This window comes from Nocardioides eburneiflavus, from assembly GCF_004785795.1.
GTDB lineage: Bacteria > Actinomycetota > Actinomycetes > Propionibacteriales > Nocardioidaceae > Nocardioides > Nocardioides eburneiflavus.
The window spans coordinates 2,467,386-2,490,359 of sequence record NZ_SRRO01000001.1; the positions used below are offsets into that span (position 1 = coordinate 2,467,386).

Below are 22,974 nucleotides of genomic sequence, written 5' to 3' on the forward strand. Positions count from 1 at the left end.
GTACGAAGGCCCCCGGAGCGAGCTCCGGGGGCCTTCGTCGTGGTGGGTGGCCTGCTCAGACCCCGATCGGGTGCCAGACCGTCTTGGTCTCCAGGAACTGCGTCATCCGGTCGAGCGCGGGCTCGGCGAGCCAGTCGGTGCCGGGGGCGGGGCGGCGTACGCGCTTGAGGTTGTCGGCCGCGGCCACCTCGAGCTCGGCGGCGAGCTCGGCGTCCTCGACGCCGGTGAGGTCGATGCCGTTGACGTCCATGTGCGAGGCCAGCCACGGGGCGATCTCGGCCTGCGAGCCGGTGAGCACGTTGACCACGCCGCCGGGCAGGTCGCTGGTGGCCATGACCTCGCCGAGGGTGATCGCGGTCAGCGGGTTGTCCTCGCTGGCGATCACCACGACGGTGTTGCCGGTGATGATCGCCGGCGCCACGACGCTGACCAGGCCGAGCAGGGCGCCGCGCGGGGCGACGACGGCGATCACGCCGCTGGGCTCGGGGGTCGACAGGTTGAAGTAGGGGCCGGCGACCGGGTTGGCGTTGCCGACGACCTGGGTGATCTTGTCGGCCCACCCGGCGTACCAGACGAGGCGGTCGATCGCGGCGTCGACGTAGGTGCGCGCCTTGGCCGCGGTGATGCCCTCCGCGGCGCGGAGCTCGGCCTCGAACTGCTCGCGACGGCCCTCGAGGACCTCCGCGATGCGGTAGACGACCTGGGCACGGTTGTACGCGGTCCGCCCCGACCAGCCGCCGAACGCGGCCCGGGCGGCGACGACGGCGTCGCGGGCGTCCTTGCGGGAGGCCTGCGCGGCGTTGGCGAGCAGCTTGCCCTTGGCGTCGTTGACGACGTAGGAGCGTCCCGACTCCGAGCGCGGGAACTGGCCGCCGATGTAGAGCTTGTAGGTCTTGCGCACGTCGATGCGGCTCACGAGTCCGCTCCCTTCAGGTAGGCCTCGAGGCCGTGCCGGCCGCCCTCGCGGCCGTATCCGGACTCCTTGTAGCCGCCGAACGGCGAGGTCGGGTCGAACTTGTTGAACGTGTTGGCCCAGACCACGCCCGCCCGCAGGCGGTTGGCCATGGACAGGATGCGCGAGCCCTTGTCGGTCCACACGCCGGCGGAGAGGCCGAACGGGGTGTTGTTGGCCTTCTCGACCGCCTCGGACGGCGTGCGGAAGGTCAGCACCGAGAGGACCGGCCCGAAGATCTCCTCGCGGGCGATCCGGTGGGCCTGCGAGACGCCGGTGAAGACCGTCGGGGCGAACCAGTAGCCGTTGGCGGGCAGGTCGCACGGCGCGGACCAGCGCTCGGCGCCCTCGTCCTCGCCGATCTGCGAGAGCTCGCGGATCTTGGCGAGCTGCTCCGCGGAGTTGATGGCGCCCACGTCGGTGTTCTTGTCGAGCGGGTCGCCGATGCGCAGGGTCGCCATGCGCCGCTTGAGCCGCTCCATGACCTCGTCGGCCACCGACTCCTGCACGAGCAGCCGCGAGCCGGCGCAGCAGACGTGGCCCTGGTTGAAGAAGATGCCGTTGACGATGCCCTCGACGGCCTGGTCGAGCGGGGCGTCGTCGAAGACGATGTTGGCGGCCTTGCCGCCGAGCTCGAGGGTGACCTTCTTGTCGCTCCCGGCGACCGCGCGGGCGATGGCCTTGCCGACCTCGGTGGAGCCGGTGAAGGCGACCTTGTCGACGTCGGGGTGCGACACGATCGCTCGGCCGGTGTCACCGGCGCCGGTGACGATGTTGACCACGCCCGGCGGGAGGTCGGCCTGCTGGCAGATCTCGGCGAACAGCAACGCGGTGAGCGGGGTGGTCTCGGCCGGCTTGAGGACGACCGTGTTGCCACACGCCAGGGCGGGGGCGATCTTCCACGCCAGCATCAGCAGCGGGAAGTTCCACGGGATGACCTGGCCGGCGACACCGAGCGGGGTCTCGCCGTAGCCGGAGTACTTCAGCTTGTCGGCCCAGCCGGCGTAGTAGAAGAAGTGGGCGGCGACCACCGGGATGTCGACGTCGCGCGACTCCTTGATCGGCTTGCCGTTGTCGATGGACTCCAGGACGGCGAGCTCGCGGCCGCGCTCCTGGATGATCCGGGCGATCCGGTAGAGGTACTTGGCGCGCTCGGCGCCCGACATCCGCGACCAGACCCGGGTGTACGCCCGACGGGCGGCCTTCACGGCCTCGTCGACGTCGGCGTCGGTGGCCTCCGCGACCTCGGCGAGCACCTCCTCAGTGGCCGGGTTGACCGTCTTGAAGGACGTGCCGTGGCCGTCGACGAACTCGCCGTTGATGAACAGGCCGTAGGACGGCTTGATGTCGACGATGGCGCGCGACTCGGGGGCGGGGGCGTACTCGAAGACGTTGGTGGGGGTGGGGTTGCTCATCTGCCTCAGTCCAGCGTGAAGTAGTCGGGACCGGAGTAGCGGCCGGTCGTCATCTTGGTGCGCTGCATCAGCAGGTCGTTGAGCAGCGTGGACGCACCGAAGCGGAACCAGTCGGGGTCGAGCCAGTCGCTCCCGCAGATCTCGTTGACCATCACGAGGTACTTGATGGCGTCCTTGGTGGTCTTGATGCCGCCGGCCGGCTTCACGCCGACCATCTGGCCGGTCTGCTCGCGGAAGTCGCGGACGGCCTCCAGCATGATCAGCGTGACCGGGAGGGTCGCGGCGGGCTGCACCTTGCCGGTGGAGGTCTTGATGAAGTGACCGCCGGCCATCATCGCCAGCCAGCTGGCGCGGCGGACGTTGTCGTAGGTCTGCAGCTCGCCGGTCTCGAAGATCACCTTGAGGTGGGCGTCTCCGCACGCCTCCTTGACCTGCGCGATCTCCTCGTAGACCTCGAGGTAGCGACCCGACAGGAACGCGCCCCGGTCGATCACCATGTCGATCTCGTCGGCGCCGGCCTCGACCGCGTCCCGGGTGTCGGCGAGCTTGATGTCCATCGCCGCGCGACCGCTCGGAAACGCCGTGGCCACGGCGGCGACGTGGACGCCGCTGTCGCCGAGGGTCTGCTTGGCGGTCGCGACCATGTCGGGATAGACGCAGACCGCGGCCGTGGCGGGGCACGTCGGGTCGGCGGGGTCGGGCCGCATCGCCTTGGAGGCGAGCGCCCGCACCTTGCCGTGGGTGTCCTGGCCCTCGAGCGTGGTCAGGTCGACCATGCGGATGGCCAGGTCGATGGCGAAGGCCTTCGACGTGGTCTTGATGGACCGGGTGGCCAGACCGGCGGCGCGGGCCTCGCACCCGACCTGGTCGACTCCCGGCAGGCCGTGGAGGAATCGGCGGAGCGAGGACTCCGAGCCCACGATGTCGTCGAAGACGCCGTGCGCGGAGGTGTCGCCCGCCGTGGGGCTGGCAATGGGTGTCACCGACCCAGCATAGAGTTGGGCGCGAGGCCCCCGGCAATCCGTGTGGGGCCAAAGTCTGCCCAAATCAGCGAGGACGACATGGCACGCCTGCAGCACGACGCCGACACCGTCGTGGAGCGGTTCCAGCCCACGAGCGGTCGGATCTCCGGTTGGCTGACCGTCGCCTTCTGCGTAGCGCTCGTGGTCGCCGGCGTCGCCTACCTCGATCAGGGGTTCCCGGCCTGGGTGGCCGCCGCCGGCCTGCTGGTGGGGGTGCTGGCCTGGGCGGCGATGCTGCGGCCGGCACTGTGGGCGACCGAGGAACACCTCGTGATGCGCAACCTCGCCGAGACCGTGCACATCCGGCTCGCCGCGATCGAGGAGCTGGCCGTGCGCCAGGTGCTGGCCGTGCGTGCGGACGACCGACGCTTCGTCTCCACGGTCGTCGGTCGCTCGTGGCGCAAGGCCATGCTCGCGCGCCGCACGCCCGGAGCCGACGACGGCCCGCGTGACGGGATGTCCTACGCCGACTGGGCCGAGCACCGCCTCCACGAGCTCGTCGACGCTGCGCGGAAGGGTGCCGGGGTGCGGCCGGGCTCGCGCGAGCAGCTGGCGCTGCCCCACCCCGTGCGCCGTGAACCCGACGTGGTCCCGCTCGTGCTCATCGCCACGTCCTGCGTGCTGCTGCTGGTCAGCTTCTTCGTCTGAGGTCGCCGCGCGCCGGGGGTTACCGCCCCAGCCAGGTCCGTGCGCCGTTGAAGGCCAGGCACGCGCGCGGCCCGGAGCACGCCACGTCGGTCATCCCGCGCGGGCCCACCGGGCGTGCGCGCCAGCCGCCCGGGGTGCGGGTCAGGAGCTGGAGCCGCCCGCCCTCGGCTGCCGCGTGGCACGTGCGGCTGGTCGGGCACGACACCGAGTGGAACCCCGTGCTCCGTCCCCGGACCCGGACACTGCGCCAGGTTCCGTCGACGCCTAGCGCCAGGATGCGCCCACGGTCGCCCGACTGGCCGCCCGCCACGCAGTGCACGGTGTCGGCGCAGTCGACCTCGTAGAGCGAAAGGCCGGTGCCGACCGTGTCCCACCGCCAGCGACCGCCGGCCGAGGTGGCCACGAAGGAGGTCGGCTCGCTCGTCCCGCGCAGGAACATCGACGTGACGACGACGCAGCGCGAGGGGGTCGTGCAGTCCATGGACGGTCGGCCGGTGAAGGCCTCTTCGCTGTCGAACAGGGGGCCGAGACGCTGGACCCGCCACCGCCCCGCAACACGTCGCGCGACGAAGATGCCGGTCCCGACGCGCTTCCTGGTCTGGTACTGCCCGGAGTAGGTGCAGCGCTCGCCCACGCACGACACCCCGGTGATCGCTCCACCCACGAGCCACGACGGGGAGAGTGCGGGCAGCACCCGCCAGCGCCCCTCTCGAAGGATCGCGCTGCGGGGCCTCCGGCCGTCGGACCCCACCACGACGCAGCCGCCCGGTCGCCAGCAGTCCAGGTCACGCTGGTCGGCCAGCGCGGCCGGCAGCTCCCGCCAGTCGTCGCCGTCCCCCCGGACGACGTAGGGGTCCGCGCCGCCCGAGCGACCGATGGCCAGGCACCAGTCGGCGGCCGTGCAGGTCGCCTCGAGAGGGGCGGTCTCGGGGAGCCGGACTGGCGCGTCGGCCAGCTCGTGCTGCGCCCACTGCGTGCCGGTGCCGTGCAGCGCGCTGGAGTGGGTCCACCCCAGGTAGTCGTTGCTGTGGACAACAGCCACGACGCACTCGCCCGGCCGGCACGCGAGGGCCGAGAGTGTCCCGTCCGGACGCGGCAGCTCCTTCATGCTCCACGTGCCGGCGGTCCAGGTGGAGATCATGAGGTCGGCTCTGCGCAGCGGACCCGTCAGGTGGAGAACGTGGCACGTCCCGCCCGAGTCGCAGTCAGCACCCAGCGGCCCCGCGTCGCCGTAGGCTGGGCGTCCGCGCAGCCTCCCCGATGGGATCCACGCCGACTGTGGGGTCCGCACGAAGGTCGTCGGGGAGGCGGTGCCACCCTGCCCCACGGCCGTGGCCATGCAGCGCTGGTCGGCCCAGCAGTCGACGTCCACCACCTGGCCGGTGTCGTCCAAGGCCGTCGCGGTCCACCGGGTGCCGTCCCACTCGAGGAACCCGCCACCGGCGGCCGCTGCGCAGTAGGTGGGGCTGGTGCACGAGACCGCATTGATCGTGAGGACCGTGCGTGCGAGCCAGTGGACGCCCGCGCCGTCGAAGACGGCCATCTCGCGGTCGGCGCCGGTGAGCAGGCACCAGGTTGCAGACGCGCAGGACACCGACATGAGCTGGACGGTCTCGGTCGGGACGTCGAACCCGACCGAGCGCCACCCGGTGGCAGACCTGACCGCCAGTCGGCGGACCACTCCGGTGCCCTCCTGGGGCTCCTCGAGCGCGACGCAGTCGGTCACGCTGCTGCACGACACGTCGACGAGGGCGGTGTCCGTCGGCACGGTCTCGGCCGTCCATGCCGTGCCGTCCCAGCGCTGGACGGCCGCCACGCGCGATCCTGCCGTGTCGGTGCGCTGGCCCACGATGACGCACGCCGCGCCGGTCGGTGAGCACCCCACGTCGCGGGCGATCGTGCTCGGCCTGAGCACGACCGGGTCGGTGGTCCTGGTCCACTCGAGCACGCGGGGCTCCGTCTCCCGCTCGGCCGGCCCGGCGTCGGCCGGCAGGAGCCCGCCGCTGAGGAGGGTTGCCGCCGCAGCAGCCACGAGAAGGGTGCGCGTCAGGCTCATCTTTACGTTGTACGCCGACACCCGCGGTGGCGACAGGGTCTGTGACCCCGGTCCAGTCCGGCACACGAGTCCCGCGTCGTCGCGACGTGGGATGACGTCGGAACCCGAGGGTCAACCCTCGAAGCGTTGTTCCAACCCGTCGAGGACGAGTGCGAGGCCGTGGTCGAACTCGTCGCCGTACCGGTAGTCGCGTCCGACGACCTGCTCGGCGACCATCTCGGCCAGGTGCGGGTACTGGTCCGTGATCGGGCCGAGGTCCGCGACGAAGTCCTCGGCCGACTCGTCGGGCCCGAACGGCAGGTTCACCTCGGTGAGCACGAAGCCGTAGGTGTAGGCGTCGAGCACCGAGAAGGCGTGCGCGGCCAGCGCGACGGAGAAGCCGGCAGCGCGCAGGCAGCCGATGACGGCGTCGTGGTGGCCCAGGGTGGCCGGACCGGGGGAGCGGCGCGACTCCAGGAGCCCGAGACCCCACGGGTGCGCGGCCAGGACCGTGCGCGCCGATCGGGCGCGCCTCTCCATCTCGGAGCGCCAGGGGTTCGACGCCGAGGGCGTGTCGATGCGCTCGAAGACCCAGTCGGCCAGCCCGTCGAGCAGCGCGTCCTTGCTGGCGACGTGGTGGTAGAGCGACATCGCCTCGACGCCGAGCTCGCGGCCCACGCTGCGCATGCTCACCCCGGACAGCCCGCCGGCGTCGGCGACCCGGCTGGCGGCGTCGACGACACGCTCGCGGGAGAGCGCCGGTCGAGGGGGAGGTGGTCTGGACACGAGCACTCCTCGGCTTGGGTGGCTTACAGGCGTAAGGCTACGCTGTCCGCCATCAGGCTTACAGGTGTAAGTCCCAGGGAGCTCGAGGAGTCGTCGTGAAGGCAGCAGTCGTGGAGCGGTACGGACCGCCCGAGGTCGTCTCGGTGCGGGACGTGCCCGACCCGGTCGCCGGCAAGGGGCAGGTCGTGGTCCGGGTGCGGGCGACGACCGTCAACTCCGGCGACGCCCGCATCAGGGGGTGCCGCTTCCCGCCCGGCTTCGCCCTGCCGGGCCGGCTGGCGCTCGGCTGGGGCGGTCCTCGCAGGTCGGTCCTCGGAGTCGTCCACAGCGGGGTCGTCGAGTCCGTCGGGCCGGGCGTGACCCGGGTGTCGGTGGGCGACGAGGTCGCGGGCATGACGGGTGCCGCCATGGGCGCGCACGCCGAGCTCGCCGCCGTCCGCGCCGACCGGCTCGTGCCGGTGCCCGCCGGGGTCGCCCTCACGGACGCAGCCGCGGTGCTCTTCGGCGGCAGCACGGCACGCCACGTCCTGCGCGACGTGGTCAAGCCCGGGCGCCGCGTCCTCGTCAACGGCGCCTCGGGCGCCGTGGGGAGCGCTGCGGTGCAGGTCGCGCACCACGCCGGCGCCCACGTCACGGCCGTCTGCAGCGGGCGCAACGCCGACCTGGTGCGCTCGCTCGGCGCCGACGAGGTGGTCGACCACGCCCGGACGTCCGTGCGCGACCTGCCCGCGGCGTACGACGTGGTGCTCGACGCGGTGGGCAACCTCGACCGCCGCTCCGGCCGTCGCCTGCTCGCGACGTCAGGAGTCCTGGTGCTCGCGGTCGCGGGCCTGGCCGACACCGTCCTGGCCCGCGGCGCGGTGCGCGCCGGCCCCTGGCCGGAGGACCCGGTCGACTTCGCGTGGCTGCTCGACCGGCTCGCGGCGGGGGAGCTGCGGCCGGTGGTCAGCCGGACCCTGCCGCTGAGCGAGATCGTCGAGGCCCACCGCATCGTCGACTCCGGGCGCAAGGTCGGCAACCTGGTGCTCACCCCGTGACGCGCGCCGCCGCGGCCGTCCCGGGAGTCGGCCACCAGCGCGCCACGACGGCGGACTGGCCGAGGGTCCACGTCGAGCTGCACACCCAGTAGACGAGCAGCGCCACCGGCACCACCCCGCCAGCGAGGAGGAGGCCGCCGGCCGACACCACGGGCATGATGCGCTGCGCGGCGAGCATCGCCTCCGGCATCCCGTCGACCGGGGTGTTGGGTGCGACGACGAACCGCTGGGTGACGTAGGAGAGGGCCGCGGCCGTCGCCGCGAGCCCGGCCACGACGGCGAGGTGCACGGCGCCGGACCCGAGGTAGCCGTGACCGGCCAGCGAGACGCCGAGGACAGACGCGGCGCCGAACGACGAGACCAGCCCCGGTCCCATCGCGCCGACCGCGACGCCGGACGCCACGTCGCCGACGAGGTGGTAGAGCGAGATCCACACGGGCAGCTGGACGAGCACCGGCAGGCACCCGAGCCGGCTCACACCGTGCTCGGCGGACACCGCCCGGCGCTCGTCGAGGTGGGCGCGCACGCTCTCGGCGTCCGTTCGCCCCTGGTAGCGCTCGGCGACACCGCGCAGGTGCGGCCGGGCGCGGGCGGCTGCGTGCGCCTGGCGTACGCCCTGGACGACGAGGGGCAGCAGGGCGAGCCGGACGAGGACGACGAGCGAGGCGATGCCGAGCAGCCAGGTACCGGCTGCGTCGGGCGGGGCGCCCACGGCTTCGAGGGCGTGGTGGGTGGCGGCCAGGACGGCCGCGAGGGCGTGCGAGATCGGTTCGAGCAGGGACATGCGTGCTCCTCGGGGAGGCGGGACGGGTCTGGGTGCATGTCGCCCGGGGGCGACGTCTCAGACCAGTCCGGGAGCGCGCGGACGGACCGGGTGGTGTCGCACGTCGGTCGTCCGCCCGGCCAGCACCAGGGGTACGCAGGCGGCGCGGCGGCGCGGTCGCAGCGCGCGCAGGGTGGCGTCGGGCACCACCGCGGGTCCGTGGACGCCGATGAGCGCCGTGGCTGCGGCCAGGCTCGCGACGACCACGAGTGCCTCGGCCGACATCGCCGACACGGCGGATGCGGTCGGCGCGAGCGAGATCGCCGCGACGAGCGACGCCAGCGCGACGACCACGGTCCGGACCATGGCCACAGCCTAGCTCCGGCGCGTCCCGCTCACCGCCGCTCGAAGGCGCCGAGGTCGGTGGGGCCGACCGTCGGCCTGCGGACGAGCCCGGTCGGAGCGACGTGCTCCCAGCGCGCCCGCCACCGCCGTGGCACGGTCCGGCCGCGGTCGACGGCCCGCGCCGACGCACGCAGCCGGAAGTCCTCGCGGCCCGGGGCGACGAAGCTCCCGAGCCCGACGCGGAGGTTGGCCCGCGCGCGGGCGCGTCCGCTGGCGAGGTCACCGGGACCGACGAGGAGGTTGTTGCGCAGGCGTACGACGCTGCCGCCCGCCACTGCGACGAAGGTGCCGGTGGAGCGACGGTTGACGAAGGTGTTGTTGACGACCCACAGCCTCTGCGACGGCTGCGTCAGCCCCTCGGCGCCGTAGGACACCAGGGCGGAGTTCTCCGAGCGCGGCCCCTGGACGACCACGTTGCCGGCGACGAGGGACCGGCCGCCGTCGGGCAGGTCGATCGAGTAGCTGGCCGTGGAGTCGCCGTCGCTGATCCGGTTGGCCACGACCGTGGTGCGGGCCGCACGCGACTTGACGTGGTGACCCCGGTCGACGTCGCTGAACCAGCTGCCGCTGACGGACAGCGACCGGACCGCCCCCACGTAGAGGCTGTGGGACAGTCCGTCGCCGGCGCCGTTGCGGAAGAAGCGCGAACGGGTGACGACCACGTCACTCTCGGGGTCGGCGCCGGTGAGGATGCCCATCTGGTTGTCGTGGAACCAGCTGCGCGTGACGGTGAGGTCGGTGCCCTCGTGGCGGATGCCGGCGCCGTTGCGGTCGGGCACCGCCGCGCCGCTGAGCTCGACCCGGTCGACGGTGACGCGGTCGCCGGCGATGACCCAGATCGCCTTGCCCTGCGCGTCACGGCCGTCGGCGCGCAGGTGGGCGCGGCCACCGTCGCCGCGCAGCGTGAGGTCGTCCTGGGTCCAGGTCGCCGCGTCGCCGGAGTAGGTGCCGGGGTCGATGAGGACGGTGTCGCCGTCCCGTGCGACGGCCGCGGCCTGGCTCGGCACCGCCAGCTCCCGGCCGGGGCCCACGCGCCAGGTCCGCGGACCGTCGCCGGCGTACGCCGTGGAGGCGGGCACGGTCGCGGCCGCGAGGACCGTCAGGCAGAGGAGGGCCGCCCGCGCGTCAGCCACCGAACGCGGCCCCGCGCAGGTCGGCCTTGATCGCGTCGAGACGGCCGGCGGCCGAGATCCGGGCCGCGTCGACGCCGCCCCCGCCGGAGCCGGGCTCGACGGGGACGACGACCTCGAGGTAGCACTTGACCTTGGGCTCGGTGCCGCTCGGACGCACGATCACCCGCGCCCCCTCCGCCAGGGAGTAGCGCAGGCCGTCGGTCGGCGGCAGCGCGGCCGAGCCCTCGGAGAGGTCCTCGGCGCGCTCGACGGCGAGCCCGCCGAGGGTCGTCGGGGGAGCCGTGCGCAGGCGCTCCATGGTGGCGGCGATCTCGGAGAGGTCCTCGAAGCGCACCGACAGCTGGTCGGTGGCGTGCAGCCCGTGCTGGTGGGCGATGTCGTCGAGGATGTCGGTCAGGCCGCGGCCCTCTGCCTTGGCCTGCGCGGCGAGCTCGCAGACCAGCAGCAGCGCCGAGACGCCGTCCTTGTCCCGGACGTGCTCGGGGTCGCAGCAGTAGCCCAGCGCCTCCTCGTAGCCGAACGCGAGGCCTTGGACGCGGCCGATCCACTTGAAGCCGGTCAGCGTCTCTTCGTGCGGCTGGCCGGCCGCGGCCGCCATCTTGCCGAGCAGGCTGGAGGACACGATCGAGTTGGCGAAGACGCCGGTGCGGCCGCGGGCGATCAGGTGGTGGGCCAGCAGCGCACCGACCTCGTCGCCGCGCAGCATCCGCCAGCCGTGGGCGTCGGGCACCGCCACTGCGCACCGGTCGGCGTCGGGGTCGTTGGCCACGACCAGGTCGGCGCCCGCCCTCTCGGCGAGGGCCATGGCGAGGTCCATCGCCCCTGGCTCCTCGGGATTGGGGAAGGAGACGGTGGGGAAGTCGGGATCGGGGTGCTCCTGCTGCTCGACCACGTGCGGGGCGTCAAAGCCCGCGGTCTCCAGCACCTGCGCCACGGTCGTGCCGCCGACGCCGTGGAGCGGGGTGTAGACGACACGAAGGTCGCGCGGGCCGTCCTCGGCGAGGCCGGCCACGGTGTCGAGGTAGTTGTCGACGATGTCCTCGCCGACGACCCTGCCGGCGTCGCCCCGGGGCAGGTCGGCCAGCGGGCCGACGGCGGCGATCCGCTCGGCGATCTCGATGTCTGCCGGCGGCACGATCTGGCTGCCGTCACCGAGGTAGACCTTGTAGCCGTTGTCCTGCGGCGGGTTGTGGCTCGCTGTCACCATCACGCCGGCGGCGCAGCCGAGCTCGCGGATCGCGAAGGCGAGGAGCGGCGTGGGGAGCGTACGCGGCATCACCAGCGCCTTGAAGCCGGCGCCCGTCATGATCTCGGCGGTGTCGCGCGCGAACACGTCGGAGTTGTGGCGGGCGTCGAAGCCGATCACGACGGACCCGCCGGCGTGGCCGGTGTCCTTCAGGTACGAGGCCAGGCCCGCGGCCGCACGGGTGACCACGACGCGGTTCATCCGGTTCGGGCCGGCGCCCAGCGCCCCCCGCAGGCCGGCCGTGCCGAACTCGAGCGTCCCGGCGAAGCGGTCGGCGAGGTCCGTCTCGTCGCCGCGCTCGGCGGCGGCGACGACCGCCCCGAGCTCGGCGCGGGTCTGGTCGTCGGGGTCCTCGGCGGCCCACGCGCGGGCCTGCTCGAGCAGCTGGTGGTCGGCGGTCATGGGCGCACGCTATCGGGCTGCGCTGTCGGTGGGCGCTGTCAGGATCTGCCCATGATCGATCACCTGGGCATCAACTGCACCGACCTGCAGCGAGCGGCTGCGTTCTACGACCGCGTCCTCGGCGTGCTGGGTCACCGCCGCGTCATGGACGTCGACGTGGCCATCGGCTACGGCACCGACGGTCCCGACTTCTGGATCAGCACCTTCGAGGGGGTCGGGCCCAACCGCGAGGTGCACGTCGCGTTCACGGCGCCGGACGCGGCGACGGTCCGCGCCTGGCACGCGGAGGCAGTGGCGGCCGGGGCGGAGTCCCTCCACGAGCCGCGACTGTGGCCGGAGTACCACCCCGGCTACTACGGCGCCTTCGTCCGCGACACCGAGGGCAACAACATCGAGGCGGTCTGCCACGGCGGGGACAGCTGACCTCCCACGACATCCACGCGCGCACGCCCGCACCCCCGACTACCGTTGTCGCGTGATCGCGACCGTCCTGTCCGTCAACTCAGGCTCCTTGGCGCCGGTGACGGGGCTCAAGCGCCCGAGTGGCATCCACAAGCACCCCGTCGACCGGATCGAGGTGCGCGCCCCGGGCCCCAAGCACGGGGGACTGGGGAGCGGCGTGGTGGGCGACGCGATCTGGAGCCGCAAGCACCACGGCGGCGACACGCAGGCGGTGTACGCCGTGGCGCGCGAGGAGCTCGACCGCTGGGCGCGTGAGCTGGGGCGCGAGCTCGGCAACGGGATGTTCGGCGAGAACCTGACGACGTCGGGCCTCGACGTCGACGGTGCCGAGGTGGGCGAGCAGTGGCGGGTCGGGACCTCGCTGCTCGAGGTGTGCGGGCCGCGGGTGCCGTGCGCGACCTTCGCCGCCCACCTGGGGGAGTCGCGCTGGGTGCGACGGTTCACCGCCCACGGCCGCACCGGCGCCTACCTCGCTGTCCGCGAGGCGGGGGTGATCGAGACCGACGACCCGATCGAGGTGGTGCACCGGCCCGGGCACGGGCTGACGGTGCCGATGTTCTTCCGCGCGTGCATGGGCGACCGCGACCTCGCGGACGTCTTCCTCGACGCCGGGGTGCTGCCCGCGGCCGAGCACGACTGGCTCGCATCGCGGCGTTGAGGCGGGCAGCACCCCGGCGTACGGGTGGGTCAGGAGAGAGCGGCCACTGCGGCGTCGTAGTCGGGCTCGGTGCCGATGGCGTCGGTCAGCTGCGTGTAGAGGACCTTGTGGTCGGCGTCGAGGACGACGACGGCGCGCGCCAGCATGCCCTGCCAGCCGCCGTCGGCCATCGCGACGCCGTAGTCCTCACCGAAGGAGGAGCGGAACGCCGAGCCGACGAGCACGTCGTCGATGCCCTCGGCGCCGCAGAAGCGGGCCTGGGCGAGGGGCAGGTCGACCGAGACGTTGACGACGGCGGTGTTGTCGAGGCCGGCGGCGAGCTCGTTGAACTTGCGCACGCCGGCCTGGCACACGCCGGTGTCGATGCTCGGGAAGATGTTGAGCACCACGCGCTTGCCGGCGACGTCGGCGTCGGTGAGTGCGCCGAACTTGAGGTCGACCAGGTCGAAGCCCGGTGCCTGCGATCCGACCGCGGGGAGCTCGCCCACGGTGCTGACGGTGTTGGGGCCGAGTTGTGTGGTTGCCATGGCCCCAACCTACTGGGCGCGGAGACCTAGAGTGCCCGCATGGCCGCCGCGCGAACACCCGACCGGACCGACCTCATCATCGAGGTGCTGCGCGACGCCTTCGCACCGCTGATGCGCGCGGACCCGGTGGCGTTCCGCGCGAAGTACCGCAAGATGGCCCGCGACCCGCACGCGTTCTATCGCGGCACCGCGTGCCTGTTCTACAACGACGTCACGACCGGGACCGACGACTGGGCGCGCCACGGCGCGGAGCGGATCTGGATCCACGGCGACCTCCACGTCGAGAACTTCGGCACCTACCTCAACTCCGACGGCCGGCTCGTCTTCGACATCAACGACTTCGACGAGGCCTACCTCGGTCGCTTCACGTGGGACCTCCAGCGCTTCGCCGCGAGCCTCGCGCTGGTCGCCTGGCAGAAGGCGCTGCCCGAGGAGGCGATCCGCAAGCTGATCGCCCGCTACGCCCGCTCCTACCTCGCCCAGGTCAACCACTACGTCGCCTCCGACTCCGACGACGACTTCGAGATCACCCTCGACACCGCCCACGGACCGGTACTGGTCGCGCTGGAGGAGGCGCGGGCGATGCGCCGCGCCGACCTGCTCGACGAGACGACGGTGATGCAGAGGGGGGTCCGGAAGTTCGCCGACGACGGGACCACGCGCCGCCTGCCGCGGGAGGAGCGCACCGAGGTGGTGGCAGCCTTCCGCGCCTACCTCGACACCATCCCGACGTCCAAGCGCTTCGACCGCGAGCTGTTCTACGACCTGCGCGACGTCGTCGGCAAGTCCGGCTTCGGCATCGGCAGCGCCGGGCTCCCGGCGTACAACGTGCTGGTCGAGGGCTACAGCCAGGCGCTCGACAACGACGTCGTGCTCAGCATGAAGCAGGCCAACATCCCCGCCGTGAGCCGCTTCGTCGACACCAGCGAGGTCGACGCCTACTTCGAGGACGAGGGGCACCGTACGTCCGTGAGCCAGCGCGCGCTCCAGGTGCACACCGACCCGCTGCTCGGCCACACGGTGATCGGTGGCGTCGGCTACGTCGTCTCCGAGGTCTCGCCCTACGAGGTGGACCTCGACTGGGGCGAGATCAACGAGCCCGCCGAGATGCGCGACGTGGTCGACCTCCTCGGCCGCGCGACCGCCAAGATCCACTGCGCGTCCGACGAGGACAGCCAGCAGGACCTCGTCGACTTCGACGTCGAGGCGGCGATCGCGCAGTCGCTGAAGGGACGCCGCAACGAGTTCGTCCAGTGGCTGTGCGACTGGGGGATCGACTACGCCGTACGGGTCCGTGAGGACCACGCCCTGTTCGTCGACGCCTTCCGTGAGGGCCGGGTGGGGATCGCGGCGACCTAGGTGTGATGGCTAGCCGTCGATGTGCGACATGTCGCCGTAGCGCTCGCCGGCCACGGCCTCGCGCGGCACGGCCTGCTCGAGGGCCGACAGGTCGTCGGCGGTGAGCTCGACCGCGGCGGCGCCGACGTTCTCCTCGAGGTAGGCCACCCGCTTGGTCCCGGGGATCGGCGCGACGTCGTCGCCCTGGGCGAGCACCCACGCGAGCGCCAGCTGGCCGGGGGTGCAGCCCTTCTCGGCGGCGATCTCGCGCACCTTGTCGACGAGTGCGAGGTTGGCGCTGAGCGCCTCGCCCTGGAACCGGGGGAAGTAGGCCGAGCGGCGGCGGTCGGCCTCGCCGTCCGCGCCGTCGCTGCGGGTGATCGCCCCTGTCAGCAGCCCGCGACCGAGCGGTGAGTAGGGCACGAGGCCGATGCCGAGCTCGCGGATCGTGGGCAGGACCTCGTCCTCGAGGTCGCGGGTGAACAGCGAGTACTCCGTCTGGAGCGCGGTGATCGGGTGCACGCCGTGGGCCCTGCGGATGGTGGCGGCGGACGCCTCGGACAGGCCGAGGTGGCGCACCTTCCCGGCCCTCACGAGCTCGGCCATCGCGCCGACGGTCTCCTCGATCGGCACCGTCCTGTCGACGCGGTGCTGGTAGTAGAGGTCGACGTGGTCGACGCCGAGCCGCTGGAGGGAGGCGTCGCAGGCGGAGCGGACGTAGTCGGGGCGGCCGTTGATGCCGACCATTGTCCCGTCGGGGAGGCGCTCGTTGCCGAACTTGGTGGCGAGCTGGACCTCGTCGCGGCGTCCGGCCACGGCCTTGCCGACGAGCTGCTCGTTGGTGAACGGGCCGTACATGTCGGCGGTGTCGAGGAACGTCACGCCGAGGTCGAGGGCGCGGTGGATGGTGTCGGTGCCGCCCTGCTCGTCGGGGGTGCCGTAGAACTCCGACATCCCCATGCAGCCGAGGCCGAGGCTGCTCACGGTGAGCGGGGAGGCCGTGCCGAGGGTGCGCTGGGCGATGGGTGTGTGCGTCATGTCCCCACCCCACTCCTTGCAGTGCGCTCGAAGTCAAGGCGCCGCGTGCGGGCCGCTCAGGCGGACCTCTCGACCTTCCCCTCGTAGAGCGCGATCTTGTAGTCGATGGCACGCAGGTGGGACGTCACCTCGGCCAGCTGGCGCTCGACGACCTCGCGGTGGGCGAGGAGCAGGTCCAGGCGCTCGGACTCGTTGCCGTCACCGTCGCGCACCAGCGCGGTGTAGCGGCGTACGTCCCGGATGGGCATGCCGGTGGACCGGAGCCGGGTCACCATCTCGATCCAGCGCAGGTCGTCGTCGGTGTAGCGCCGGTGCCCGGACGGTGCCCGGTCCACCGAGTGCAGCAGCAGGCCGTCGCGCTCGTAGTAGCGCAGGGTGTGGGCGGTGAGCCCCGTGCGCTCGGCGGCCTCGGCGATGCTCAGGCTGGTCATCGGACCAGTGTCCGACTTCGAGTGCACTCCAGGTCAAGGCACGCCGCTGCGGCCGACGCCTCAGTCGCCGAGTGCAGGCCGGTGGAAGTGCGCCGTCGCGAACGGCCCGCCGACGAACTCGGCCTCCGCCTCGTCCTCGGGGCGGCGCTCGATCCGGTCGGCGTACGCCTCCGCGTCGTCCTGCGGCTCGTAGCCGAGCAGGCGTCCGGGCTCGAGGTCCCACCAGGCGCGGGTGTTGGCGCTGATGCCGTAGAGGACCGCGAAGCCCGGTGCAGGGGCGGTGAGGGCCGCCTCGACCATCCTGACGCCGTCGCCGTGCGAGAGCCACGTCGAGAGGCCGCGGAGGCTGGTGGGCTCCTCCAGGAAGGAGCCGATCCGGCATGACACGGCGTCGAGCCCGTGCCGGTTGGCGAACAGCTGCAGCAGCGCCTCGGCGGCGACCTTGGCGACGCCGTAGTAGGTGTCGGGGCGTGGCCGCGCCGCGACGGTGAGCTCGCCGTCCGCGCGAGGCGTGCGCCCCACGGCGTGGTTGGAGGAGGCGTAGACGATGCGCGGCACGTCGTGGGCGACCATCGCGTCGAGCAGCGCCGCCGTGGTGACGACGTGGGAGGTGAGCTCGGCGGGGAGCGAGAGCTCCTCGGGGACCCCGGCGAGGTGCACCACGGCGTCGAGCCTGCCCCCGGTGGACAGGGCGGCGAAGACCGCCTCGACGGCATCGGCGTCGGCGCAGTCGGCCTCGTGCCAGGTGATGGTGGTGCCCTCGGGCGGCGGGACCAGGTCGAGCCCGACCACGTCGTGGCCCAGGGCCTCCAGCCCGACGGTGATCACCCGGCCGAGGCTGCCGGCGGCACCCGTCACCAGGACGCGCACGGTCGACCTCAGATCTTCGCGACGACCTGGCTGAGCAGGCCGCCCATCCGGCTGGCCGCGGCCCTGCCCGCCACGAGGACCTCCTCGTGGTTGAGCGGCTCCCCGCTCAGGCCCGCGGCGAGGTTGGTGACCAGGCTGATGCCCAGGATCTCCATGCCCGCCTCGCGGGCCGCGATCGCCTCGAGCGTGGTGCTCATGCCGACCAGGTGGCCGCCGAGGACGCCGGCCATCCGGACCTCGGCCGGGGTCTCGTAGTGCGGCCCGGGGAACTGGACGTAGACGCCCTCGTCCAGCGAGCTGTCGACCTCCTTGCACATCGCGCGCAGGCGTGGGCTGTAGAGGTCGGTGAGGTCGACGAAGTTGGCCCCGACGATCGGGCTGGTGCCGGTCAGGTTGATGTGGTCGGAGATCAGCACGGGCTGGCCGGGCTGCCAGCCCTCCTTGAGTCCGCCGCAGCCGTTGGTCAGCACGATCGCCGAGCAGCCGGCCGCCGCGGCCGTACGGATCGGGTGGACCACCGCGGCGACGCCCTTGCCCTCGTAGAAGTGGGTGCGCGAGAGGAACACGAGCAGGTTGCGATCACTTCCCCCGGGAACGGCACAGCGGATCGAGCGGATCTTGCCGCTGTGCCCGGCGACCGCGGCCGCGCTGAAGCCGGGCAGGTCGGTGGTGTCGATCTCGGCGGTGGCCTCACCGAGGGCGTCGACGGCCGGGAGCCAGCCCGAGCCCAGGACCAGGGCGATGTCGTGGCGCTCGACACCGGTCAGCTCGGCGAGCCTGGCGGCGGCCTCGGTGGCGCTCTCGTACGGGGTCGGGGCAGGGTCTGCGTGGGTCACGCGGCGAACTCTAGACGCATCACCAGCCGGTCACGATCTCCTCGCGCACCACCCCGTGGCGCACCCGCTGCGGGTGGTCGCCGACGGGCAGGTAGGCAATCTCCTTGCGCCGGCGCACGTCGAGGACGGCGACTGCGTCGGACTCGCTGAGCGAGATCCAGCAGGTGCCGTCGGGCCCCTCGGTGGTCCAGTAGGGCTTGAGGTAGTCGTGCCCGGTGGTGGCGCGGTCGAAGATCCACCGGCGGGTGGTGCGCGTGTCCACCAGCGCGGCGTAGTCGTCCATGGTGCCGGCCACGCACAGCGTCCGGTCGTCGTCGCCCAACGACAGGCCGTGGTGCGCGGAGTCGTTGACGTACTGCTCGAGCGGCATCGTCGGGACCCGGTTCGGGAGCGGCACGACCCGGCGAACGGCGCCGCGCCGGGGCTCGGGCCGACCACCCGCGGAGTAGGTGACGGCGCCGTCGGTGTCGGCGGCGCGGGTGTCGAACTCGACGTAGCCGTGGAAGAAGGACACCTGGAACCAGAGGAACCGCTCGTCGGGCCCGAGCGCCATCGGCCGCACCGCCGAGCTCATGCCGGGGTAGCCCGCCTCGGCGAGCTCCTGGCCCATGTCCCAGCGCTGGAGGACGCGGAAGTCGCGCTCGCGCACGACCTGGAACCAGCGGTCGCCCTTGACCGGGTCCTCGAGCGGCGTCCCGCGGTCGCCGGGGGTGTAGACCCGCCCGATCGAGGCGTGGAAGATCCTGCGCCCGTCGTCGCTCCAGCTGTTCTCGTGCGGCGTCTCCCCCGACTCGAAGGTGCGCAGCCGGTCACCCATGCGCGCGACCGTCCCGTCGGGGAGCGTCTGGCGGACCATGGCGTACTCGACCACCTGGCGCGCAGTGGAGTCGCTCACCAGCAGCCGACGACCGTCGGGGGAGAGACCCATGTGGTCGGTGCGGTGGCCGTCCATCTGCTGCTCGCGCACGATCGCCCCCGGGTCACCCGCCGCCGCCCGGGCGATGTCGACCCACACGACGTCGGCCAGGCTCGGGCGCGAGACGGCCAGGTAGCGGCCGTCGCGGGTGGTGAACATGTCGTCGACGAGCTGGTCGTGGCCCTCGCCCGGTCCTTGCTGCACGGCGAGGTAGAACGCCAGCCGTTCCGGGTCGGAGCGGATCGCGGCGAGCTCCTCGTCGAGGTCGGGGACGAGGTCGATGCCGCGTCGCAGGACCTCCAGGTTCCTGGTGTCCACCACGGTCGCGGTGCCGGCCCAGTTGTTGCCGACGAACATCACGCTGCGCTTGCCCCGTACGTCCGCCGCCGCCCCCTGCACGACGGCGGACGCCCCCGATGCTGCTGGCGTCCCGCCGACCTGCGAGCCCGCGAGGAGCGATCCCACCAGAACGATGGCGGCGGGAACGGACGGACGCAGGAGCGATCGGCGGCGCATGCAGGCTCAACGCACGAGCGCCCGTGACGTCACTCCCGGCTGGTCGCCGCAGGGTGGCTCACAGGCCGGTGGAACGGCACGCGCGGCGGCGCAGCGCCGCGACGTAGTCCTCGGGAGCGCCGGCTGCCTCGGCGGAGTCGGCCAGCACGCCGAGGTAGGACGCCGACGGCAGCCCGCCCTCGTACGCGTCGAGCACGTAGGCCCACACGACGAGCTCGCCGGTCATCGTCTGCACGCGCACCTTGGTCTTGCGGTAGAGGCCGGTGTCGGCGGCCTCCCACCCGTCGAGCGCCCGCTCGTCCTCGGGCGTGACGTCGTAGACGGCCACGAAGACCTGCTCGAACGGGTCCTGGACGATCGTCGAGAGCGCGCCGTCCCAGCCGTGCTCCTCGCCGCCGAACGTGAGTCGCCAGCCGCTCAACCAGCCGGTGGAGTGGAGGATCGAGTGGGGGCAGCGCTCGCCCATGCGGGCGGGATCGAGGTTCGTCCCGTAGGCGGCGTACAGAGTCACGAGCCACAGGGTATCGAGCCTCGACCCTTCCTGACGCGCGCGGGGCGCGCTCCTCAGGACAAGCCTCGGGTGTTCCGCCAGCGACGTCGACAACTAGGGTGGGGCCGTGACCGACACGCACTTCGACACCCTCGTCCTCGGCGCCGGCCCCGGTGGCTACGTCGCCGCGATCCGCGCAGCCCAGCTCGGCCAGAAGGTGGCCGTGGTGGAGGAGAAGTACTGGGGAGGTGTCTGCCTCAACGTCGGGTGCATCCCCTCCAAGGCGCTGCTCAAGAACGCCGAGCTGGCCCACACCCTCCAGCACGAGAAGGCCAAGTTCGGCATCGAGGGCGACGCCACGATGGCGTTCGGTCCGACCCACAAGCGCAGCCGCGACGTCAGCGCCGGCATCGTCAAGGGCGTCCACTTCCTGATGAAGAAGAACAAGATCACCGAGATCGACGGCTGGGGCACGCTCACCAGCCCGACCGGGATCGACGTCAAGGACAAGGACGGCGGCACGACCGGCTACACCTTCGACAACCTCATCATCGCCGCGGGCGCGACCGTGCGACTGGTCCCCGGGGTCGAGCTCAGCGAGAACGTCGTCACCTACGAGGAGCAGATCCTCACCGACCAGCTCCCCGAGTCGATCATCATCGGCGGCTCCGGCGCGATCGGTGTCGAGTTCGCCTACGTCATGGCCAACTTCGGCGTCGACGTCACGATCGTGGAGTTCCTCGACCGGATGGTGCCGACCGAGGACGCCGACATCTCCAAGGAGCTCGCAAAGCACTACAAGAAGCTCGGCGTGAAGGTGCTCACCTCCACCGCGGTCAAGAAGGTCGAGGACACCGGCTCGGGGGTCAAGGTCACCGTCGCCCCGGCTGCCGGGGGCGACGAGCAGGTGCTCGAGGCCGGCAAGTTCCTGGCCGCCTTCGGCTTCGCGCCCCGGGTGAAGGGCTACGGGCTGGAGAACACCGGCGTCGACGTCTCCGAGCGCGGCGCCATCGAGATCGACGACTTCGGACGCACCAACGTCGACAACGTCTACGCCATCGGCGACTGCACAGGCAAGATGATGCTCGCCCACGTCGCCGAGGCCATGGGCATCGTGGCCGCCGAGACGATCAACGGTGCCGAGACCATGCCGGTCGCCTTCGACTTCGTCCCCCGCGCGACCTACTGCAACCCGCAGGTCGCGTCGTTCGGCTACAGCGAGGCCCAGGCCAAGGAGAAGGGCTACGACGTCAAGACGGCGTCCTTCCCCTTCACCGCCAACGGCAAGGCGATGGGCCTCGGCGAGCCGGTCGGGTTCGTCAAGGTCGTCGCCGACGCCGAGCACAACGAGATCATCGGCGCGCACATGATCGGCCCCAACGTGACCGAGCTGCTGCCGGTGCTGACGATGGCCCAGCAGTGGGACCTCACGGCCGACGAGGTGGCCCGCAACGTCTTCGCCCACCCGACCCTCGGCGAGGCCGTCAAGGAGGCCGTCCACGGCATCGCCGGCCACATGATCAACTTCTGAGACGGGCAGCCGGCCGCGAGGAACGAGCGGTCGGCGTGGGCCCGGACAGGTCGAGTAGCCGGCACGGCTGAGGAACGAAGCCGTGGTCCCGGCGTACCGAGACCAGCAGCCTCCAGACGAAGGAAGAGACCCACGTGACAGATCGCATCGTCATCATCGGCGGCGGCCCGGGCGGCTACGAGGCCGCCCACGTCGCCGTCCAGCTCGGCGCAGACGTCACGATCGTCGACACCGACGGCATCGGTGGCTCGGCGGTGCTCACCGACTGCGTCCCCAGCAAGACGTTGATCGCCACCGCCGAGCTGATGGCCGACATGGGCACTGCGCAGGAGCTCGGCGTCAACTTCCACGACCACCAGGGCGACGCGGCCACGACGATCAGCGTCGACCTGGCCCGCGTCAACGCCCGTGTCAAGCAGCTCGCGGCCGACCAGTCGTCCGACATCGCGGCCCGCCTCGACCGCGACGGCGTGCGCGTCATGAAGGGTCGCGGGCGCCTGGGGCCGGACCTGACGGTGGAGGTCGGTGGCGAGGTGCTCCGTGCCGACGCGATCATCGTCGCGACCGGCGCGGCACCCCGTACGCTCCCCAGCGCCCAGCCCGACGGCGAGCGGATCCTCACGTGGGAGCAGGTCTACGACCTGACCGAGGTGCCGGAGAAGCTCGTCGTGGTCGGCTCGGGCGTCACCGGCGCCGAGTTCGCCAGCGCCTACCTCTCGCTCGGCATCGACGTCACCCTCGTCAGCAGCCGCGACCGGGTGCTGCCCGGCGAGGACGCCGACGCCTCCGCGGTGCTCGAGGACGTGCTGACCCGGCGCGGGATGAACGTGCTCGGCCAGTCGCGCATGCAGTCGGTGACCCGCGACGGCGACGAGGTGACGGTGACCCTGACCGACGGCCGTACGGTCTCCGGCAGCCACTGCATCCTCGCGCTCGGCTCGATCCCCAACACCGCCGACCTCGGCCTCGAGGAGGCCGGCGTCCGCACCGACGAGGGCGGGTTCATCACCGTCGACCGGGTCTCGCGCACCTCGGCGCGCGGGATCTACGCCGCGGGTGACTGCACGGGCGTGCTGATGCTGGCGTCGGTGGCCGCGATGCAGGGACGCATCGCGATGTGGCACTTCCTCGGCGACGCGGTCGCGCCGCTCGACCTCAAGAAGGTCTCCTCCAACGTCTTCACCGCGCCGGAGATCGCCACGGTCGGCTGGTCGCAGCAGGCCGTCGACGCCGGCGAGATCCAGGCCGAGGTGGTCACCCTGCCGCTCGCGGGCAACGCGCGCGCCAAGATGCAGGGCGTGCGGGACGGCTTCGTGAAGCTCTTCTGCCGCCCGGGCACCGGGATCGTCGTCGGGGGAGTGGTCGTCGGGCCCCGGGCCTCCGAGCTGATCCACCCGGTGTCGGTCGCGGTCGCGGAGTCGCTGACCGCCGACCAGCTCGCCCAGGCGTTCACGGTCTATCCCTCGATGAGCGGGTCGATCGCCGAGGCCGCCCGCCGCCTGCACCACGTCTGATCC

Annotated in this window: 23 protein-coding genes; 7 read left to right on the plus strand and 16 right to left on the minus strand. The window is 72.3% G+C overall.

Features of this window, described 5'->3' with window-relative positions; all coding sequences use genetic code 11:
• Nucleotides 1-55: 55 nt before the first annotated feature.
• The 3 genes from EXE59_RS11535 to deoC are packed head-to-tail and all read right to left on the minus strand — an operon-like array spanning nucleotide 56 to nucleotide 3,350.
• A complete protein-coding gene (locus EXE59_RS11535) occupies nucleotides 56-916 on the minus strand; it encodes an aldehyde dehydrogenase family protein (RefSeq protein WP_135839034.1) in 861 nt (286 codons plus the stop codon).
• Nucleotides 913-2,367, minus strand: a complete 1,455-nt coding sequence (locus EXE59_RS11540) for an aldehyde dehydrogenase family protein (protein ID WP_135839035.1) — start codon at nucleotides 2,365-2,367, stop codon at nucleotides 913-915. The genes EXE59_RS11535 and EXE59_RS11540 overlap by 4 nt, the downstream gene beginning before the upstream one ends.
• A gap of 5 nt (nucleotides 2,368-2,372) precedes the next feature.
• Nucleotides 2,373-3,350 carry a deoxyribose-phosphate aldolase gene (gene deoC / locus EXE59_RS11545; RefSeq protein WP_246056728.1) on the minus strand — a complete coding sequence of 326 codons (978 nt, stop codon included), beginning with the start codon at nucleotides 3,348-3,350 and terminating at the stop codon, nucleotides 2,373-2,375.
• Nucleotides 3,351-3,428: 78 nt separating this feature from the next.
• Here deoC and EXE59_RS11550 point away from each other — a divergent pair, with 78 nt between their 5' ends.
• A complete protein-coding gene (locus EXE59_RS11550) occupies nucleotides 3,429-4,037 on the plus strand; it encodes a hypothetical protein (protein WP_135839036.1) in 609 nt (202 codons plus the stop codon).
• Nucleotides 4,038-4,056: 19 nt separating this feature from the next.
• Here EXE59_RS11550 and EXE59_RS11555 read toward each other — a convergent pair whose 3' ends face one another.
• Nucleotides 4,057-6,093: a hypothetical protein gene (locus EXE59_RS11555; protein WP_135839037.1), complete on the minus strand. Its 2,037-nt coding sequence runs from the start codon at nucleotides 6,091-6,093 to the stop codon at nucleotides 4,057-4,059.
• Nucleotides 6,094-6,204: 111 nt separating this feature from the next.
• Nucleotides 6,205-6,858, minus strand: a complete 654-nt coding sequence (locus EXE59_RS11560) for a TetR/AcrR family transcriptional regulator (protein WP_246056730.1) — start codon at nucleotides 6,856-6,858, stop codon at nucleotides 6,205-6,207.
• Nucleotides 6,859-6,953: 95 nt separating this feature from the next.
• Between EXE59_RS11560 and EXE59_RS11565 the strand changes: the two genes are divergently transcribed.
• Nucleotides 6,954-7,895, plus strand: coding sequence for an NAD(P)-dependent alcohol dehydrogenase (locus EXE59_RS11565; protein ID WP_135839038.1), 942 nt, complete (start codon nucleotides 6,954-6,956; stop codon nucleotides 7,893-7,895).
• Here the strand turns inward: EXE59_RS11565 and yidC are convergent.
• From yidC to EXE59_RS11585, 4 genes are read right to left on the minus strand one after another with little or no spacing between them, the layout of a single operon-like run.
• Nucleotides 7,885-8,679, minus strand: coding sequence for a membrane protein insertase YidC (gene yidC, locus EXE59_RS11570; protein WP_135839039.1), 795 nt, complete (start codon nucleotides 8,677-8,679; stop codon nucleotides 7,885-7,887). The genes EXE59_RS11565 and yidC overlap by 11 nt on opposite strands.
• A gap of 57 nt (nucleotides 8,680-8,736) precedes the next feature.
• Complete coding sequence (locus EXE59_RS11575) at nucleotides 8,737-9,024, minus strand: hypothetical protein (RefSeq protein ID WP_135839040.1); 288 nt, start codon at nucleotides 9,022-9,024, stop codon at nucleotides 8,737-8,739.
• Between the two features lie 29 nt (nucleotides 9,025-9,053).
• Nucleotides 9,054-10,196: a right-handed parallel beta-helix repeat-containing protein gene (locus EXE59_RS11580; protein ID WP_135839041.1), complete on the minus strand. Its 1,143-nt coding sequence runs from the start codon at nucleotides 10,194-10,196 to the stop codon at nucleotides 9,054-9,056.
• Nucleotides 10,189-11,844 (minus strand): phospho-sugar mutase, encoded by a 1,656-nt coding sequence (locus tag EXE59_RS11585; RefSeq protein ID WP_135839042.1) that lies wholly within the window; start codon nucleotides 11,842-11,844, stop codon nucleotides 10,189-10,191. Before EXE59_RS11585 ends, EXE59_RS11580 begins: the two co-directional genes overlap by 8 nt.
• 51 nt (nucleotides 11,845-11,895) lie before the next feature.
• On the opposite strand from EXE59_RS11585, the gene EXE59_RS11590 reads away from it, so the two are divergent.
• Nucleotides 11,896-12,267: a VOC family protein gene (locus EXE59_RS11590; protein ID WP_135839043.1), complete on the plus strand. Its 372-nt coding sequence runs from the start codon at nucleotides 11,896-11,898 to the stop codon at nucleotides 12,265-12,267.
• Between the two features lie 52 nt (nucleotides 12,268-12,319).
• The gene (locus tag EXE59_RS11595; RefSeq protein WP_135839044.1) at nucleotides 12,320-12,964 is read left to right on the plus strand and encodes an MOSC domain-containing protein; all 645 of its coding nucleotides are present in this window, start codon (nucleotides 12,320-12,322) and stop codon (nucleotides 12,962-12,964) included.
• A 29-nt stretch (nucleotides 12,965-12,993) separates the two neighbouring features.
• Here the strand turns inward: EXE59_RS11595 and tpx are convergent, their stop codons facing one another.
• Entirely contained in the window at nucleotides 12,994-13,491 is a 498-nt protein-coding gene (tpx, locus tag EXE59_RS11600; RefSeq protein ID WP_135839045.1) for a thiol peroxidase, read from the minus strand.
• Between the two features lie 39 nt (nucleotides 13,492-13,530).
• Here tpx and EXE59_RS11605 point away from each other — a divergent pair, with 39 nt between their 5' ends.
• Nucleotides 13,531-14,850: a DUF2252 domain-containing protein gene (locus EXE59_RS11605; protein ID WP_135839046.1), complete on the plus strand. Its 1,320-nt coding sequence runs from the start codon at nucleotides 13,531-13,533 to the stop codon at nucleotides 14,848-14,850.
• A gap of 9 nt (nucleotides 14,851-14,859) precedes the next feature.
• Here the strand turns inward: EXE59_RS11605 and EXE59_RS11610 are convergent, their stop codons facing one another.
• The 6 genes from EXE59_RS11610 to EXE59_RS11635 all read right to left on the minus strand — a co-directional run bounded on the left by EXE59_RS11610 (nucleotide 14,860) and on the right by EXE59_RS11635 (nucleotide 19,947).
• Complete coding sequence (locus EXE59_RS11610; protein WP_135839047.1) at nucleotides 14,860-15,867, minus strand: aldo/keto reductase; 1,008 nt, start codon at nucleotides 15,865-15,867, stop codon at nucleotides 14,860-14,862.
• Between the two features lie 56 nt (nucleotides 15,868-15,923).
• Entirely contained in the window at nucleotides 15,924-16,298 is a 375-nt protein-coding gene (locus EXE59_RS11615) for a MerR family transcriptional regulator (RefSeq protein WP_135839048.1), read from the minus strand.
• A gap of 60 nt (nucleotides 16,299-16,358) precedes the next feature.
• The gene (locus tag EXE59_RS11620) at nucleotides 16,359-17,168 is read right to left on the minus strand and encodes an NAD-dependent epimerase/dehydratase family protein (RefSeq protein WP_135839049.1); all 810 of its coding nucleotides are present in this window, start codon (nucleotides 17,166-17,168) and stop codon (nucleotides 16,359-16,361) included.
• An 8-nt stretch (nucleotides 17,169-17,176) separates the two neighbouring features.
• Entirely contained in the window at nucleotides 17,177-18,004 is an 828-nt protein-coding gene (locus EXE59_RS11625) for a purine-nucleoside phosphorylase (RefSeq protein WP_135839050.1), read from the minus strand.
• Nucleotides 18,005-18,023: 19 nt separating this feature from the next.
• Nucleotides 18,024-19,385 (minus strand): YncE family protein, encoded by a 1,362-nt coding sequence (locus EXE59_RS11630; RefSeq protein ID WP_135839051.1) that lies wholly within the window; start codon nucleotides 19,383-19,385, stop codon nucleotides 18,024-18,026.
• A gap of 109 nt (nucleotides 19,386-19,494) precedes the next feature.
• The gene (locus tag EXE59_RS11635; protein WP_135839052.1) at nucleotides 19,495-19,947 is read right to left on the minus strand and encodes a gamma-glutamylcyclotransferase family protein; all 453 of its coding nucleotides are present in this window, start codon (nucleotides 19,945-19,947) and stop codon (nucleotides 19,495-19,497) included.
• 106 nt (nucleotides 19,948-20,053) lie between these two features.
• Here EXE59_RS11635 and lpdA point away from each other — a divergent pair, with 106 nt between their 5' ends.
• Together lpdA and EXE59_RS11645 are read left to right on the plus strand one after the other, a co-directional pair.
• Nucleotides 20,054-21,457, plus strand: a complete 1,404-nt coding sequence (gene lpdA, locus EXE59_RS11640; protein ID WP_135839053.1) for a dihydrolipoyl dehydrogenase — start codon at nucleotides 20,054-20,056, stop codon at nucleotides 21,455-21,457.
• 134 nt (nucleotides 21,458-21,591) lie between these two features.
• Entirely contained in the window at nucleotides 21,592-22,971 is a 1,380-nt protein-coding gene (locus tag EXE59_RS11645) for an NAD(P)H-quinone dehydrogenase (protein WP_135839054.1), read from the plus strand.
• The last annotated feature ends 3 nt before the right edge of the window (nucleotides 22,972-22,974 follow it).

Coding starts and splice junctions, on each gene's coding strand:
- EXE59_RS11540 (WP_135839035.1), bottom strand. CDS start 2,367: ATGAGCAACCCCACCCCCACCAACGTCTTCGAGTACGCCCCCGCCCCC.
- EXE59_RS11550 (WP_135839036.1), top strand. CDS start 3,429: ATGGCACGCCTGCAGCACGACGCCGACACCGTCGTGGAGCGGTTCCAG.
- EXE59_RS11555 (WP_135839037.1), bottom strand. CDS start 6,093: ATGAGCCTGACGCGCACCCTTCTCGTGGCTGCTGCGGCGGCAACCCTC.
- yidC (WP_135839039.1), bottom strand. CDS start 8,679: ATGTCCCTGCTCGAACCGATCTCGCACGCCCTCGCGGCCGTCCTGGCC.
- EXE59_RS11575 (WP_135839040.1), bottom strand. CDS start 9,024: ATGGTCCGGACCGTGGTCGTCGCGCTGGCGTCGCTCGTCGCGGCGATC.
- EXE59_RS11585 (WP_135839042.1), bottom strand. CDS start 11,844: ATGACCGCCGACCACCAGCTGCTCGAGCAGGCCCGCGCGTGGGCCGCC.
- EXE59_RS11590 (WP_135839043.1), top strand. CDS start 11,896: ATGATCGATCACCTGGGCATCAACTGCACCGACCTGCAGCGAGCGGCT.
- tpx (WP_135839045.1), bottom strand. CDS start 13,491: ATGGCAACCACACAACTCGGCCCCAACACCGTCAGCACCGTGGGCGAG.
- EXE59_RS11605 (WP_135839046.1), top strand. CDS start 13,531: ATGGCCGCCGCGCGAACACCCGACCGGACCGACCTCATCATCGAGGTG.
- EXE59_RS11610 (WP_135839047.1), bottom strand. CDS start 15,867: ATGACGCACACACCCATCGCCCAGCGCACCCTCGGCACGGCCTCCCCG.
- EXE59_RS11615 (WP_135839048.1), bottom strand. CDS start 16,298: ATGACCAGCCTGAGCATCGCCGAGGCCGCCGAGCGCACGGGGCTCACC.